This is a genomic window from Sneathiella limimaris (assembly GCF_012932565.1).
Classification (GTDB): Bacteria; Pseudomonadota; Alphaproteobacteria; order Sneathiellales; family Sneathiellaceae; genus Sneathiella; species Sneathiella limimaris.
Genome location: NZ_JABBYJ010000002.1, coordinates 51,301 through 67,542, shown reverse-complemented (window position 1 = coordinate 67,542; position 16,242 = coordinate 51,301). Strand labels below are relative to the sequence as shown.

The window sequence follows — 16,242 nt, the reverse complement described above, 5'->3', positions numbered from 1 at the left end:
GGGGCTTTTTTTATACGCTTAGGCGTTCTTTTCGGTGAGAGAGTGCTAAATAAATGCCAGGGATCAGCGAAACAGAGAACACTATCCCTGTGACCAGGAAAACATCATGGAAGATGGATGTTAGGGCCTCCAATGTTTGGGCATTTTCCGCAGTGATTTCGTGGAGCTTAATTCCCTCTTCACCCAGATGAAACTCTGTGCGGCTAGTAATAAGGATAGCTGTCAGATTAACGCCGATCGTACCACCCAGCATTCTCAGGAAATTGAGGGCACCTGATGCTTGTGGTACTTGCGGCGGCGCTACGTTGGAGAGGGCAAATGTGCTGTTAGACGGCATGATAAAGCCAATTGCAATTCGTCCAAAAATTACCCAGCCAGCCAACATCAGATAACCAGTATTTCGATCGGCCCAACTAAGAATTATGGTCGCGATAATAAAGCCGACCTGTCCAACCAGGATCAGTCTGTAAGCCGGCATTCTGTCAATCAAGCGGCCGACAATCGGAAATACAACCGCGAGCATTAGTCCAGCAGGTAAAAGCAACATACCTGCGTCTGTTGCCGTTGCAGATTGGACGGTTCGGGCAAACAGTGGGATCGTATAAAAACTTGAAAACATTCCGGCACTTGTAAAAGCGCCGATAACTGCAGAAGACAAAAGACGCATATTGCCAAACATGCGCAGTTCTACAAGTGGTGTTGCGCTTTTCATTTCCCGGATAAAAAAGAGCATGAAGCCGATGAGAGCAATCAACAGGTAGGGAAAAACCTGAAGGCTTCTCAATTCAAAAAACTGGCTATTTGATAGACCTGTCAACAGACATCCGACTGCGAGACTAACTAGGAGTAGGCTTTTCATGTTGAAGCGGGAGAGAGGTTTATCACTGGATTTATCTGGCAGTAAAACCATTCCAATAATTCCGGCTATGATTGCCAGAGGAATGACCACGGCAAAAGAAGTATGCCATTCTAAAGTATCCGTAATAATACCGCCGATAACAGGGCCAACTGCAGGGCCAATGACGACGCCCATCCCGAACATCCCCATAGCGCGACCCCGCATTTCCGCCGGAAAGAGTAGGAAAATCAGGGACATGGATAAAGGTTGTAAAATACCTGCACCAACACCTTGCAGTAACCGTGCTATGACTAATGTTGTGTAGTTTGGGGAGATCCAGCCGAGGAAACTACCGATGATAAAAAGTGCGATAGCCAACAGAAAGGTAGCACGAGATCCAACATTATGCATCAACCAGGCTGTTGTCAGCATAGCCACACTTGATGCGCAGAGAAACGCAGTTGACATCCATTGTGCCAGGCCCTGACTGATATGGAATGTTTCCATGATGTCGGTCAGCGCCACATTGACCATCGTTGATGAGAAAATGGTCGTCAGCAGGCCGAGCACAACGGCAAATCCGGCAAGCCATTTATAGGCAGCACCATATTTATCCTGTAGGGCGGCGTTTCGGGCTGCAGACATCTTATTCCTTAAACTCTGCTTTTAGACTTTCGTTATGCTCGCCAAGTGCTGGAATAGGTTTATAGCTCTCTTCTTGTCCTGCAAACTTTATGGGAGAGGAGACTAGATTGACTGGTCCTTCTGGGCTGTTCACTTGAACCCGGTCTAACTGAGGATGAGAGGATAGGTCCTCTACGCTGTTTAATGATCCAAAGGCAATTCTTGCTTTCAGGAGTTTTTCAGCGGCTTCAGCACGTGTCATTTGGGAAAAAATTGCGCCGATCGCATCATGGAGAATTTCACGGTTTTCAACACGGTCCTCATTGGTTTTATACCTTGGATCTTCAATGAGCTCAGGAGCGTTAAGTGCATCTATGCACAAATTTTTCCATTCCGTTTGGTTCTGGATTGAGAGGACAATTTTATTTCCGTCTCCTGTCTCAAATGCTTCATAGGGGGCGATGGAAGGATGCCGTAACCCACCGCGTCCAGGTGGTTTTCCACCGTATTCCTGATGGAGGAGAGGGACCGTCATCCAATCTGCCATGCCGGCAAATAAAGTCGATTTTACAGCTTTCCCTAAGCCAGTTTTTTCTCGTTCATAGAGAGCTTCTAAAACGGCAACAAGGGCATGCATCCCTGCCGCGATGTCACAAACTGAAACACCAACACGGCCTGGTTCTGAAGGTGAACCTGTTACCATAGCGAGGCCTGTTTCTGACTGAACCAGCATGTCATAGGCCTTCATCTTGGCGAAGGGGCCAGTTTCGCCATAACCTGAAATATCAACAGTGATAAGTTCAGGACGGTTTCGCCTGAGAGTTTCACTATCCAGACCAAATTTATCGACAATTCCCGGTGCAAGATTTTGGATAAAGATATCCGCTTTTGAAATCATGCGTTTCAGAAGTGCTAGGTCATCGTCTTCTTTGATGTTGAGTTGGATGGATTCTTTTCCTCTATTCAGCCAGACAAAATAGGCACTTTGTCCATGGACAACGCTGTCATAGGCGCGGGCAAAGTCACCTTCCGGTCGTTCGATTTTGATAACGCGGGCACCGGCATCAGCGAGGCGAGAGGATAAGTAAGGAGCGGCAACAGCCTGCTCCAGTGAAACAACAAGGATATCTTCGAGTGGTAGGGGCATTATTCTAATTATTCTGATTTTCTATAGACGTTAGGCTATCTTTTTTTCGAGCACTAACCAACTGTTAATATTGTTTAATAGCAAACAACTTGGGTGTCTTTATCAATCTGGAGAAATTTAGTTTATGTATACTTTATTCATTTTTTGATGCTAAATTAAGCTTGGGAGTTTAAACCAAGGGGTCATTTCAATGTATCGATTAGTATTGATCTTACTGGCCTTATCAGTGTGTACATTTGCGAGAGCAGAAACATTAGGTGAGTACTGGACTGTCGACCAATACTTAAAGAATAATCCTGATCAAATTGAAAAATTTACCAGTTTCAATAAAGCGGTTCAGGGAGCGGCAGCCGATAATTATAGCGACAACAAGTTAGTGACCATTGCTGTCGTCTATCCAGGGTTACAATATTCAGATTATTGGAAAAGAAGTATTGTCTCTCTTGAAAAGCGTTTGATTGAGTTGAAGCAGCCGTATCGACTGTTGTCCCATTTTACCAAGCCGGGTCTCTCAGCGATTGAGCAAGGGGAAAAAATTCGGGAGTTTCTCAAACAGAAACCTGACTTTCTTATCTTTACTTTGAACATCAGTCGGCACACTGATCTTGTTTACAAATTATTGGCAAAGAAGTCGACCAAACTTATCCTTCAAAATATCACAACACCTCTCAGGATTTTTGACCAGAATCCCCCTTTTCTGTATGTCGGATTTGATCACCAAATTGGCACCGGATTGCTAGCTGAGGAGTATCTTAGGCGTTTCAAGTCGGGGGCTGAATACGCCATTTTTTATGGGCCACAAGGTTATGTGAGTGATATGCGCGGCGACACGTTCCTTGCGAGGATGCAGAAAGAGCCTGGCATGAAATTAAAAGAACGATTTTATGTCGGATTTGATCGGGAAAAGGCATATGCGGCCGCCAAAGAAGTGTTGAAAGCTCATCCAAATCTGAAATTTATTTATAGTTGCTCAACAGATATTGCCATTGGAGTTGCTGAAGCAGTTAAAGAAATGGGACTAAATGGCCAGGTGATCACAAATGGTTGGGGCGGCGGAGCAGCGGAGTTGGAGGAAATTGCAAAAGGGGGATTAGCGTTCACAGTTATGCGTATGAATGATGATAACGGCGTTGCTATGGCAGATGCGATTGCAATGGAGACACATGGTGAAGGTGCACAAGTTCCAAGAATTTTTTCGGGTGAAATGTATCTCGTAACCAAGGAGATGCAGCCTGAACAGATTGAAAGCTATCAAAAACGTGCGTTTAGATACTCGAACTAAAAGTTCTAAAAGCTGGTCATTTTCGCTTCTTATTCTGGTCGGCCAATTACTCTTGCTAACTATGTTCGGTTTGGTTGTATTGGCTGTAACTTTTTACGGAGCAAACCTAGTTGTTGATCAGGGTGCGAAACAGCTGGAGCAGAAGACGGGTGTTATAAGTGAGTTAGTCTTCAAAAAAGAGCTGGACATTATTGAGGAATGGACAGAGCTGCTCTCTGAGGATGCCGCATACTTGAAGGCGCGGAATGTGGATGAGCTACAGGATTTGTTCCAAAGGGCTTTTTTGACGCAGCATGAGCATAAAGTCGATTATCTTGCGGTCCTAGACAATAACAACGAGTTTGTATTCAATATCAGTACCGAACTGGAAGAGTATGAAGAGATCGCTCGCGCTTTTAGGAGCAATAGATATTTAGCGCAAACCTGGAATTGGTTAATTGAAGTTGACCAAAATAAAGCAGTTGAAAATGTTTTGGTTTTTTTCAATACGCCCATTATGGACGCAAATACTGGGCGTGTGGCTGGTACGCTTATAAGCGGAATGTTTTTGAGAGATAATCTTTCTCTTGTGTCGGAATTGGCGACTCAAAGCGAGGCAAACACTGTTGCAATCATTTTTGATGGTACTGTGTTGTCTACAGTGGGTGATTGGCCCCGCACTAGGTTCCAAGAATTATTCGATGTAGATGCCACCCGAGATTTTCAAGATGGTTTGATGATCCAGTCCAAGCCATTGATGAACATATTCCCGGATGGTCAACTTCAAACGCTTACTCTTCTTCAGCAAGATCCGTCCAGAAACCTCAAGGAACTGTATTTATTCGCAGGCGTCGCTGCCGTCCTGTTGATTGTTGGACTATCTCTTTTGGCTAATTTTGTCATTCGGCGTCAGATTTTGTCACCGTTGAATAGTCTTACCAGCTATGCGGGAGCCTTAATTCAAAGGGATGAAAATCCAGAAGTTCCCATCTCGAATGTAAAGGAATTTAATGAAGTCAGTCAGACGATGGCTGGTATTCTTACCGATCTGCAAGAAAGTGAACGACGTATTGAAGACTTTCTGAGTGTCATTTCAGACTCCATCTGGGAGACAGATTCTGAACATCGTTATCGACTGATGTCCACGGGTCCAAATTTGAAGAAGTTGGGTATTCATCCGGAAGATTTAATTGGAAAGAAACGCCAGGAAGTTGGTGTTTTACAAATCGTAGATATGTCCTGGGAGGAATATGAAGAGCTGTTGAATAAGCATGAGCTTTTCAGAAATCTCCGGTTTAAGTGGATCTTGGGGGATGATGAGGAAAGCTTCATTTCGACAAGTGGAAAGCCTCTATTTGATGCCGACGGTAACTTTGCAGGATATCGAGGTGTGTCATCCGATATTACCTCTGAAGTGCAAGCAGAACAAAAAACCAAACATATTGAAGAGCAATTACGTCAATCTCAGAAACTGGAGGTGGTAGGCCAGTTGACGGGTGGGATTGCTCACGATTTCAATAATCTACTGTCAATTGTCATGGGGAATTTGGAGCTGGCACTTGAACAGAAAGATCTTTCTCCGCCGATGAAGCAGTATTTGCAGGATGCAATGGTTGGTGTCGAGAAGGGGGCCAATCTCACTCATCAGTTGTTAGCCTATTCTCGGCAGCAGAAGCTGGCGCCAAAGCGGTTGCTGAGTAAGGAGGTAATTGAAGGGGTGAAACCCTTGTTGGAGCGGGCTTTGGGTGAAGGGGTGGAAATGTCCCTATATCTTGAAGATACATGGTTCATCATGGCTGATCCTACCGAACTTGAAAATGCGCTATTAAATTTGGTGGTAAATGCGCGAGATGCAATGAATGGCGTCGGTAAGCTTTCAATAGAGAGCTTCAATATTCAAGTAGAAGAAAAAGAAGCGCAGGAAAAGCCGGATGTAAAGCCTGGTGAGTATGTCTGTATCATTGTAAGCGACACAGGTGCAGGCATATCTGAAGAAAATCTTTCTCGGATTACTGAGCCTTTCTTTACAACCAAAGAAGTGGGCAAAGGAAGTGGCCTGGGCTTGAGTATGGTCTTCGGTTTCGCAAAACAATCAGGTGGACATCTGGATATATACAGTGAGCTTGGAAAAGGAACTTCTGTGAAGCTGCTGTTACCTAGAGCTTCCAGCTCGGAGGATCCCATACATGAAAAGAGAGGGCGCGGCATTATTAAGGCTGGCGCTGGACAAACCGTTCTCGTAATTGAAGACAATGATAAGCTGCGAGAGCTAATTGAGCAGCAATTGATTTCTATTGGCTATCATGCTGTTGCAAGCGCAAATGCAACAGAGGCTTTTGCCAAGTTAAAGACAGAGGCCATTGATATTGTTCTTTCAGATGTCGTGTTGCCGGGAGGGATTTCCGGTATCGAAATATACAAGGCTGTTAAGGAAAATTATCCTGACATAAAAATATTATTGATGTCTGGTTTCACTGGTAAGGCACTGGAATTTGACGAAAGCTTGCCCTCGCACGTTACTATTCTGATGAAACCATTTACAAAGGTGAAGTTATCTGAAGCGTTAGCCGATAATCAGACTGACTACGGTAGCTAAAACACTAATTTAAACAAAAAACCCATGCTTAGATAGCGGAAGCTCTCTTATCCGTTCTCCAGTTGCATTAAAGATCGCATTGACAAGAGCTGGGGCTATCGGAGGTGTTCCAGGTTCTCCAGCTCCACCCAGTGGGCGCCCTGAAGGTGCTAGATGAACATCTATTTCAGGACAAGCCGCCATTGTTAGCATTTCATAGTCAGGGAAATTTTCCTGAACAACTTTGTTGTCTTCAATAGTAATTTCACCGAAAAGGGCAGCTGTTAGGCCGTATATGATAGCACCTTCCATCTGGGATATGACGCCATCGGGGTAGAGAACTTCTCCGCAATCAACGACGCAAGTTACTTTTTGGATAGTAATTTCTTTGTACTCAGAGACACTAACCTCGACTACTTGCCCCACAATTGTGCCAAAGCTCTCATGTAACGCTACACCTCTTCCATGTCCTTCCGGTAGGGGCGCGGCCCAATTGCTGACTGAGGCCAGAGACGTTAGAACCTGATGAAAATCTTCATGGCCAGCTAGATGTCTTAGCCGGAACTCAACCGGATCGATGCCAGCTTTGTTTGCGAGCTCATCCATAAAGCACTCAGTGAAAAATCCGTTGTAGGAGTGTCCGACACTCCGCCAATAACCGATCGGAATAGGGGTAGGGCCGGGATAATGTTCCACAAGTTTTGTAATGAACTGATAAGGTAAATCGGCAGCACCCTCGGACGTAGTGTTGTCCGGCATGTCAGCACTTGCCCATGGAAGAAGGCGATGAACATAATCTCGGGTGATGGAGGGGCTGGCCACTTGATTATGCCAGGCCTCAATCCGTCCATCATTGGTAAGACACCCGCTGAACTGGGCAAGAGCAGCAGGACGATACATATCATGCTGCATATCATTTTCTCGGGTCCAGATCATTTTGACAGGACGCCCATTAAGGGCTTTGGCAATTGTTATGCCCATTATGATGTAGTCAACTTCCAGCCTTCGCCCAAAGCCGCCGCCGAGTAAAGGATTGTGAATTTTGACATTTTCACCAGGCACATCTGCAATTTTTTCAGCAAACCATGCCGCAAGAGTTGGAACTTGTGTAGGCGCCCAAACTTCGACACTGTCATCAGTGACAAATGCGGTACAATTCATTGGCTCCATCGTTGCATGGGCAAGAAACGGAGCTTTATAAATAGCGGTAAAGACATCGCCATTTTTCAGAAGAGTTGCTTTCGCATCTCCGTCCTCAGCGTAGGTCCGGCCATCGTCCTCTGAAATCTGCTGTGCAAATTGATCAAAGATGTCATTTGTTGAAATGGTACCAGATGCAGGTTTTTCGAACTCAATTTCCAGTTCTTCCACTGCACGTTTTGCTCGCCAGAAGCAGTCGGCAATAACAGCAACGCCATTCTCAAGCATCACAGGCTTAGTAAGTATGCCTGGCATACCCTCAATACTAGCTGGGTTTATTGATTTTATGGAGCCACCGAAATAGGGGCACAAGCGAACGGCAGCGAAAGCCATATCCGGTAAAATCGTATCTACGCCAAATTTGGCCTGACCTGTTATTTTGGCTGGAATGTCCAGCCGTTGGGGCGATGTTCCAATTACTTTCCGCACTCCAGCAGGCTTCAACTTGATATCCTCTGGAATTTTTAAGGCAGCAGCTTCAGCTGCGAGTTCTCCAAAGGAGAGGGAACGGGAGCTGGTTGTATCGATTACGTCCCCATCACGAACATCACATTTATTGGGAGATATACTCCATCTTGCCGCAGCGGCCTGCTTCAGCATTTCCCGGGCTGCGGCACCAGCCTGTTGCATGGGTTCCCAAAAATTCCGAACACTCGTGCTGCCGCCTGTAACCTGAACACCAAGCAGCTTACCAACTTTTTTCATTGCCCATGCGCCGGCTGTTTTTTCCCCCAAATGATGACCGTCGGAGAAGGGAAGGGAATCCTGTATTACAGTGAAATTCCCATAAACAGAGGAAACAGGTGCTTGTTCAGGTGTTATCTTGTCAACGGAAACGCCGAGTTCCTCCGCGACGAGCATGCATAATCCCGTCAGAATTCCCTGGCCCATTTCCGCTTGGGAAATCGCGACTCGAATTGAATTGTCAGTGTTAATCTTCACCCAAGCATTCAGAGTATAATCCCCATCTGCACCTGTTTGTGCGAAGGGCTCCTTGTTTGCTGCTCCATCTCCGCCAAGCGCATAAGCGACAGCTAGTCCGCCACCTACAAGGCTGCCTGTTATTAGGAATTTGCGGCGGGTTATCAGTTTCATTTTTGCCATGATTTATGATCCCGCTTGAAGTTTTACAGCCTGCTTAATGGCTTTTCTAATTCTGGGGTAAGTCCCACACCGGCAGATATTTGTGATTGATTGATCTATATCTTCATCGCTTGGATCCGGGTTTTCAGATAAAAGGGCACTGACCGCCATAATCATTCCTGATTGGCAGTAACCACATTGGGGAACCTGTTCCGCGATCCAGGCTTTTTGAACGGCAGATAAACCTTCCGCGCCAACGGCTTCGATGGTTGTCACTTTGCTGTTTCCAACATCACCGACCGGGATAGAACATGACCGTGTTGCAACACCGTCCAAATGAACCGTACAAGCACCACATGCGGCAATGCCACACCCAAATTTCGTACCAGTTAATTGAAGTGTATCTCTTAAGACCCAAAGAAGTGGCGTATCTTCTTCTACGTCCACATCTATGGATTGACCATTGACATTTAATGAAAGCATTCCCAAGCCCCGATTTACGCGTATCTTTCGAATTTTTATAAATGACCGCTGGTCAGTATATTGATATCCTCCTCATTATATGTCAATAAAATGATAGAAAAAAGATCTGGGAAAAAGTCTCTAATGGTCTAAAAAGAACCCAGAAACAAAGAATGTGATCGGTATGCTGGAAATGAAGCTAACAACAAGACAGCGCGCGACAAGCGAAGATCAAAAATTATTGCGCAGAAAAAGCGTTCTTCAGGCTGCCAAAAAACTCTTCAGTTCAAGTGGCTTTTTTGATGTCAGTATGTCCAATATTGCCAAAGAGGCCGGAGTGGCAAAGGGAACAGTGTATCTGTACTTTGAGACAAAGGAAGAGATCTTCTTGACATTGGCCCTTGAAGAGCTTTCGAGCTGGTTTTGCCATGTCGAAAAGGAGCTTGTGGCAACAACCGGCGAACTCAGTAACACACAGTTTCTCGAAATCATTCGCGGAGCATTGCAGGGCCGGGATTCGATGTATGAGCTTGTGTCACTTTTACATTCGGTGCTTGAGAAAAATGTTTCCTTTGAACAGGCCGTGAGCTTTAAAAAAGAGCTACTCACGCAAATTGAGAAATTGTCCCCACTGATAGAAGCGCGATTGCTTTATTTGAAGGACGGCCAAGGAGCTGAGGTGCTAACACAGTTTTATGCTTTGATGCTCGGCTGGGTTCAAATGACGCAGCGCTCACCTATCCTCGATGAGGTGCTGACAATACCTGAGTTGGAGGCTTTCAAGCATGATAGAGAGGCAGCCCTTTTCAGATCGATGTCGCTGATCTTGGATGGATTCAAGGTCCAAGGGTGAGGCTCTCATTAGTCAGGCTTAGCCTTCATTTGTTAATAACTCGAGGAACACCTCACCATATTTTTCCTGTTTGTTTTTTCCGATGCCGGGAATTCGTGACAGCTGCTGTAAATTTTGAGGCCGCTGGAACACAAGCTCAAGCAGCGTTTTGTCATGGAAAATGATATAAGGGGGGATATCTGCTGCTTTAGCGAGACGCCCTCTAAGCGCCCTCAGGTTTTCAAAGAGTGACTGATCCGCGTCTGACTTGAATTGAACCTGCTTTCGATCTTTTCCGCCGCTTTGTTTCAGATAGGGTTGCTTTCGACTGAAAAACTTTTCTTCGCCACGAAGCAAAGAGCGGCAGTTTTCATTTAAACTTAATCCACCGTATCCATCTGTGTCTTGAGCGACAAAGTCCTTAGAAACAAGTTGACGAAAAAGAGCCTGCCATTGCTGTCGGCTTTTATCTTTGCCAACCCCAAAAACTGCTAATTTATCGTGGTCGAATTCTTTGATTTTGTCGGTCTCATTTCCAAGTAGTACTTCAATCAAATGAGTAACGCCAAAAAGCTGGCCAGTTCTATAGATTACTGACAAAGCCTGCTGAGCTGCTTCGGTAGTATCTTCGGTCTCAGGTGGTGACAGACAGTTATCACAATTTCCGCAAGCTTCTGATTGTTCACCAAAATAGGAAAGTAGATGGATCCTACGGCAATCCAGTGCCTCGCAGTAACTTAATAAGGCATTGAATTTGTGTCGCTCTGCTTGAAGCTGGTCTTGGGGTTGGTTCAAGTTCATCAAGTTTCGGACTTTAAAGATATCCTGTGTTCCAAAGGCAAGCCAAGCTGTCGCTGGAAGGCCGTCACGGCCTGCGCGGCCCGTTTCTTGATAATAGGCTTCTAAATTTTTGGGGAGATCGAGATGAGCAACAAAGCGCACATCAGGTTTATCAATTCCCATACCAAAGGCAATCGTAGCGACCATGATCACCTTTTCAGATTTGATAAAGGCCTGCTGGTGTTTCTCACGCAGTTCAGGACTCAGGCCAGCATGATAGGGAAGTGCATCAAACCCTTTTTCCTTTAGTTTTTCAGCGATCGACTCGGTTTTCTTGCGGGACATGCAATATATAATGCCAGAGTCGTTAGGGTGTTCAGACTGAATAAAATCCACTAACTGGCGCACGCCATTTTGTTTTGCAGTAATCCGATATTGGATGTTGGGTCGGTCAAAGCTTGCTCTGAAAACGGTTCCATATCCGAGATTCAGACGATCGATTATATCTTTTTCTGTTTGCTGATCAGCTGTCGCTGTAAGTGCGAGTCTTGGGATATGCGGGAATAGATCATGAAGTTTGTTTAGCTTCAGGTATTCTGGTCTGAAATCATGTCCCCACTGGGAAATACAGTGCGCCTCATCTATGGCAAACAGGTTTATGTGAAGGGTTTTGAGAAATTCGATAAAACCAGGGGCTGAGAATCTCTCCGGCGCAAGATACAACAGTTTAAGACGTTTCTCTTTCAGGTCTTGGTGTATCTGGGCTCTGTGTTCTGGTGTGGTGCCAGAGTTATATGCTGCGGCGGTAATGCCCAGCTCGTTCAGGGTTTCGACCTGATTTTGCATGAGTGCGATTAAGGGAGATATGACGACTGTGAGACCGTCCATTGCCAATGCAGGAATCTGATAACAGAGCGATTTGCCACCGCCAGTGGGCATCAGGACTAATGCATCCCGACCTTGCATCACATGGTGGATGACAGCTTCCTGATTACCTCTAAATTCTGGATAACCGAATACATCTTGTAGGATTTGATGAGGTTCACGCAACATATGCCGGTTATACAGAACTACTTGGTCGGTTCAACCGGGAAATTAGTGACACCGTGAATTATCCGATTTTTTCCTTTAAGGCTTGTATTTCGAGAGCGGCATCAGCCAGTAGATTTCTTAGTCGAACATTTTCCTCTGCCACATTCTTTAATTGTTGCGCTTTTTCATTCGCACTCTGTAACTGTTTTTTTCGCCAGCGATACAGGGTGGCTTTTGAGATATCGTAACGTTCAACCAGTCGCTTTATATCAACTCCACGTTCTAATTCCGCCAAAATTACGGATCTGTCCTCTGTGGATAAATGTCCATAAGTCATCTGTTAAATACTCTTTGTGTTGAGGGGGGTATTGGGATCTATTCACTTGCCCATTTTGCTGACCACATCCTGGATTGCAGCCAAATTCTCGGCAACACCACTGTCGTTGATCAGGGCCTGCGACGCTTTTGCTGCCGCAACTGGATCTGTAGCAATCAACTGCCTTGAAGCGGCGAGCGTGATGGCATTGTGAATTGAATAACTATGCTGCTGTTGGGATATTACATTCTGCAGCGCCAGACCAATGCTATGGGCCATCTGTTGGTAGAGCATACCAACAGCTTCGGCGGGTGCTTCGCCAACCACCTGAAGGTTCGTTTGACCGATCGCGTCAGTTATCTGACTATTTACGTAATCTTCTTTGCTCATTTACAGCTCCTGCCTTGTCTCGTTCTCATCAAGCCAGAGGATCATGCTGAAGTGCTTTTGGGGGATCGGGCGCGCACTTTCCTTTTTCGTTTTCGAGTTTCACCAGAACTCCAGTTCTCAATGATGATAGGGGGAAGTGTTTGTGGGGTAGCTTGTGTCTGTTTTGGTTGCAAAATAAGCTGAACATTCTGCGCCAGAGAAGCCAGACTGATCGAGTTGATATGTTGCTGGTTCGAAACGGAATTTTGGAAGGCTGTTCCCATCGATTGTGAAAGCGTCTGATAAAGAGCACTTAAAGAATGTGCAGGTGCCATTCCCGTCAACATTGTGTTTGACTGAGTGATCGCATCGGTAATTTGACTGTTAACGCTTCTGATCTTTTCTGATTTGTTTCCAGGTGATGGCATGGTCTTCTCCGTAAATGAAAGTCATCTGAACTTCATCGCACGCAACCAAGGGGAAGGGGCGGCGGTGAAGTTCAGACTTGGACCCTGACTTCTTATGGGAGTCGGTTTAGACTACCGGTTGGTGAAGCTAGGGGTGTTGTCGTGGCGGTCCCGCTCATAAGCCGAGAGAACGCCTTTCAGAGACGCCATTGACTCTGCGACAGGATTGCCACTCAGAATTTCCTGTGTGGCTTTTCCTGTTGTGGCAGTATCCAGTGTATAGAGCACGGTTACCGCACCTGTTACCACAGCACTATCAATAGAGTTTTTATGCTGCTGGTTAGCGACCATGTTTTGCATGCTCATACCTGTACTCTGTGCAAGCATCTGATAAAGCATGCCCATTGATTCAGCGGGGGCATCACCTAATACCTTAACATTCGATTGGGTCACCGCATCGGTGATCTGACTGTTCATCCATGTGTTTTCAGCCATGGTTTACTCCTTATAGAGATGACTATCTTCTAGTGATGAAAAACTTAAAACGCGTTGGCAGCAGCCTGCATAGCAGTCAAGGATTCAGCGACAGGATTACCTGCAAGAATCTCAGAAGTTGCTTTTGAAGCTGTTGCGGAAGACAAGCTATAAAGAACACTTGTCCCCTGTGTGGTGACGGCCAAGTCAATAGTGGAGGCGCTTTGCTGGTTGGATACGGCATTTTGCATGCTGGCGCCAACAACCTGACCAAACACTTGATAAGTGTAGGCCATGGATACGGCAGGGGCTTCCGCTAGGCTAGTGACATTGGCCTGGGTAATGGAATCAGTGATTTATGAGTTTACGGGTGTATCGCCGGGCATTTAGGTACTCCTTTCATATGCGACAGACGTGTAAGTGATGAGAGATGTGTTAATTTTCCTCATCATCTTTTTTGGCTTTCAGTTCTTGAATGATTGCCTGCAATGTCGCTAGGACTTCAGCATTTGAGTCATCTGCCAGCATGACCTTGGCTGAGCGTGCATCTACAGCCCCGTCAAGATTGAACAGTAGGCTGATACCCTGAGAGACGATGGCGCTGTCAATGGTGTTCATGTTCTGCTGATTTGCGACAGCATTCTGCATGGAAACACCAACCGACTGGGCTAATAACTGGTAGGCGGTTGCCATTGATTGAGCGGGCGCATTGCCCAACGCGGTCATATTTGATTGTGTGACGGCGTCAGTTATCTGGCTGTTCACCGGAGTGTCATTTGCCATTCAGTTGATCCTCCATGGATTTTAGATGACTATCTTCTGTCGTCCTTGCGACAGCGATTAGACGCCGCTTTGGGAACAGGTGTGAAATTCGGTTGGAAATTTTCTTTTCCAGAATGCGAAATCTCGCATCAAAATCGAGTGTAGTTTGGTGAGGTGTATGGTAGGACTAGCCGTTGAGGATGGACTGCTAATTGAGAGTGGATACTAATGATTGCCAAGTCAGATGCTGAAATTTCCGGGTTGATGGAAATTGGCGGTATCATTAAGGAAATTCTGGATACAGTGGAGCAGCTGGTCAAGCCAGGCGTGACAACACGAGAGTTGGATGAACTGGTTGGGCAAATGCTGAGCGACGCAGGGGCTAAATCTGCGCCAAAACTTGCTTATGATTTTCCAGGGTTTTCTTGCATAAGTGTTCATGATGAGGCTGCTCATGGTATCCCGGGCTCGAGACGTCTTCTGGAGGGGCAGCTTGTGAATGTCGATGTCAGCGCAGAGAAAAACGGTTTTTGGGCTGACTCCGGGCGATCGATTGCAGTGGGTTCTATATCAAACGATTTACAGGTTTTGTGCCAAACAACGAGAGACTCCCTGGATGCTGGTATCAAAGCTGCAAGAGCTGGATCTCCTATCCATAATATCGGCAAAGCCGTCGAAGACGTGGCAAGTCAGGCCGGCTTTAATATCATTGAAGGGCTGGTAGGGCACGGTATTGGCCGGAATATTCATGAACCTCCTGAAGTTCACAACCGGTTTGCAAGTTCCGGCAGTGAGGTTCTTCAGGAGGGGCTGGTGATTACAATTGAGCCGTTTCTAACACCTGGTATCGGTGCTTATCGAGAAGGTCGTGATGGCTGGACGTTATTAACACTCGATGGCTCTCCTGCTGCTCAGTATGAGCATACAATGATCATTACCAATGATGAGCCAATCATCCTCACCTAAAGAGTTGCATTAACCTCCCATCTTTTTAACAATACTATCCATCGCCACCGCTGTGGCCGCAATTGCATCAGCGGTTATGCCAGCTATTTCCTGACTGGTCTGGGCACTTAAGGCAGTTGCACCTGCGCTGGATACTGAGTTTAACCCTGTTACCGCTGTTGTAGTCTGGGAGTTCATCGCTTCAGTAATGGCGGCTGTCTGAGAATTGTAAGAACTTCCGATGGTGGTTTGTTGAGAGCTGAGTACTGCTGCTTCAGCGTTTTTGAGGGCCGTTAGTACATTTCCGTTGGCCGTATTCACACTATTCAGAATACCAGCATTTATCGTTGCGTTTTCCAAGGCAAGACCTGAAGAGTGGGCGACGAATTGGTAAAGCAACCCCATGGCAAAGTTGGGGGATTCTTCGACATTTGCATAGAGGCTGTCGAGTTTGGGAGGCGAAGGTTTTTCAGCCATTGGAACTCCGTATATTACATATAAAACTAAAGAAGGGGCGAGAATGTTTAACGCCGTTCGGGTTCTCCCTCTGCTCTTTGATCTGGCTGATTGTCTTCAGACCCTTGAGCGTCCTTACTAGATCCATCATTGCCTTCAGAGACAGACAGCATTGTTTCCCAATTCTTCAATCTTTCTGAAATAGTGAGCTCCGCAACTTGGTCGTTCATACCGCTCCATAACAGATTGCCTGTACCAGCAGCAATTGTGGCTGTTCCCAGTATATTTCGGTTCTGTTGAGTGGAGACAGTCCCCAGGCTGCTAATGCCGGCAGCTTGTGCCATCGTGATGTACATCGTGGCCATCGCAGTAGATGCGGCACTACCTAAAACAATTTCATTTACTTTTACTACGGATTCTGTAACTCGATCATAGTATTCGCCTGATTTTTTATCTGTCATTAGATTTTGTCCTTAATATTAAAATATTTATTACTTTAAGAGACGGGGTATTACTAAGATTTATGAATTTTTATTGCTTCTATATTGTGAGTAATTTTTAAATCTAAAAATAAATCGTATTTTCTCCAAAAAGATGAAAATATAAATAAAAAAGCACTTTAAAAGTGTATAATGCAACCTAAGTCTAGTTCCTGATCTAAGAAAAGCACTTTAAAAGT

At 45.6% G+C, this 16,242-nt stretch carries 17 protein-coding genes; 4 read left to right on the top strand and 13 right to left on the bottom strand.

Going from position 1 to position 16,242, the window contains the following annotated elements; all coding sequences use genetic code 11:
• Positions 1-10: 10 nt before the first annotated feature.
• Together HH301_RS13975 and HH301_RS13970 are read right to left on the bottom strand one after the other, a co-directional pair.
• Positions 11-1,483 (bottom strand): DHA2 family efflux MFS transporter permease subunit, encoded by a 1,473-nt coding sequence (locus HH301_RS13975; RefSeq protein WP_169569647.1) that lies wholly within the window; start codon positions 1,481-1,483, stop codon positions 11-13.
• Between the two features lies 1 nt (position 1,484).
• Complete coding sequence (locus HH301_RS13970) at positions 1,485-2,609, bottom strand: CaiB/BaiF CoA transferase family protein (protein WP_169569646.1); 1,125 nt, start codon at positions 2,607-2,609, stop codon at positions 1,485-1,487.
• A gap of 190 nt (positions 2,610-2,799) precedes the next feature.
• Between HH301_RS13970 and HH301_RS13965 the strand changes: the two genes are divergently transcribed.
• Both HH301_RS13965 and HH301_RS13960 read left to right on the top strand, forming a co-directional pair.
• Positions 2,800-3,891 (top strand): substrate-binding domain-containing protein, encoded by a 1,092-nt coding sequence (locus tag HH301_RS13965; RefSeq protein ID WP_169569645.1) that lies wholly within the window; start codon positions 2,800-2,802, stop codon positions 3,889-3,891.
• 79 nt (positions 3,892-3,970) lie between these two features.
• A complete protein-coding gene (locus tag HH301_RS13960) occupies positions 3,971-6,466 on the top strand; it encodes an ATP-binding protein (protein WP_169569644.1) in 2,496 nt (831 codons plus the stop codon).
• 9 nt (positions 6,467-6,475) lie between these two features.
• Here HH301_RS13960 and HH301_RS13955 read toward each other — a convergent pair whose 3' ends face one another.
• Positions 6,476-8,749 (bottom strand): xanthine dehydrogenase family protein molybdopterin-binding subunit, encoded by a 2,274-nt coding sequence (locus HH301_RS13955; RefSeq protein WP_169569643.1) that lies wholly within the window; start codon positions 8,747-8,749, stop codon positions 6,476-6,478.
• 3 nt (positions 8,750-8,752) lie between these two features.
• Positions 8,753-9,211: a (2Fe-2S)-binding protein gene (locus HH301_RS13950; protein ID WP_169569642.1), complete on the bottom strand. Its 459-nt coding sequence runs from the start codon at positions 9,209-9,211 to the stop codon at positions 8,753-8,755.
• A 172-nt stretch (positions 9,212-9,383) separates the two neighbouring features.
• Between HH301_RS13950 and HH301_RS13945 the strand changes: the two genes are divergently transcribed.
• The gene (locus tag HH301_RS13945) at positions 9,384-10,043 is read left to right on the top strand and encodes a TetR/AcrR family transcriptional regulator (protein ID WP_169569641.1); all 660 of its coding nucleotides are present in this window, start codon (positions 9,384-9,386) and stop codon (positions 10,041-10,043) included.
• An 18-nt stretch (positions 10,044-10,061) separates the two neighbouring features.
• Here the strand turns inward: HH301_RS13945 and recQ are convergent, their stop codons facing one another.
• The 7 genes from recQ to HH301_RS13910 form a co-directional block, all read right to left on the bottom strand.
• On the bottom strand, positions 10,062-11,855 hold the full coding sequence (recQ, locus tag HH301_RS13940) for a DNA helicase RecQ (protein WP_169569640.1): 1,794 nt from the start codon (positions 11,853-11,855) through the stop codon (positions 10,062-10,064).
• A gap of 58 nt (positions 11,856-11,913) precedes the next feature.
• Complete coding sequence (locus HH301_RS13935) at positions 11,914-12,171, bottom strand: transposase (RefSeq protein WP_169569639.1); 258 nt, start codon at positions 12,169-12,171, stop codon at positions 11,914-11,916.
• 42 nt (positions 12,172-12,213) lie between these two features.
• The gene (locus tag HH301_RS13930; RefSeq protein WP_169569638.1) at positions 12,214-12,540 is read right to left on the bottom strand and encodes a RebB family R body protein; all 327 of its coding nucleotides are present in this window, start codon (positions 12,538-12,540) and stop codon (positions 12,214-12,216) included.
• A gap of 41 nt (positions 12,541-12,581) precedes the next feature.
• Positions 12,582-12,947, bottom strand: a complete 366-nt coding sequence (locus HH301_RS13925; protein WP_169569637.1) for a RebB family R body protein — start codon at positions 12,945-12,947, stop codon at positions 12,582-12,584.
• 111 nt (positions 12,948-13,058) lie between these two features.
• A complete protein-coding gene (locus HH301_RS13920; RefSeq protein ID WP_169569636.1) occupies positions 13,059-13,421 on the bottom strand; it encodes a RebB family R body protein in 363 nt (120 codons plus the stop codon).
• A 44-nt stretch (positions 13,422-13,465) separates the two neighbouring features.
• Positions 13,466-13,744 carry a RebB family R body protein gene (locus HH301_RS13915; protein ID WP_338091385.1) on the bottom strand — a complete coding sequence of 93 codons (279 nt, stop codon included), beginning with the start codon at positions 13,742-13,744 and terminating at the stop codon, positions 13,466-13,468.
• A 91-nt stretch (positions 13,745-13,835) separates the two neighbouring features.
• A complete protein-coding gene (locus tag HH301_RS13910) occupies positions 13,836-14,183 on the bottom strand; it encodes a RebB family R body protein (protein ID WP_169569635.1) in 348 nt (115 codons plus the stop codon).
• Between the two features lie 207 nt (positions 14,184-14,390).
• On the opposite strand from HH301_RS13910, the gene map reads away from it, so the two are divergent.
• Positions 14,391-15,128, top strand: coding sequence for a type I methionyl aminopeptidase (gene map / locus HH301_RS13905; protein ID WP_169569634.1), 738 nt, complete (start codon positions 14,391-14,393; stop codon positions 15,126-15,128).
• 9 nt (positions 15,129-15,137) lie between these two features.
• On the opposite strand, the gene HH301_RS13900 is transcribed toward map, so the two are convergent.
• A complete protein-coding gene (locus HH301_RS13900) occupies positions 15,138-15,584 on the bottom strand; it encodes a RebB family R body protein (RefSeq protein WP_169569633.1) in 447 nt (148 codons plus the stop codon).
• 47 nt (positions 15,585-15,631) lie between these two features.
• Positions 15,632-16,024 carry a RebB family R body protein gene (locus tag HH301_RS13895; protein WP_169569632.1) on the bottom strand — a complete coding sequence of 131 codons (393 nt, stop codon included), beginning with the start codon at positions 16,022-16,024 and terminating at the stop codon, positions 15,632-15,634.
• Positions 16,025-16,242: the final 218 nt, after the last annotated feature.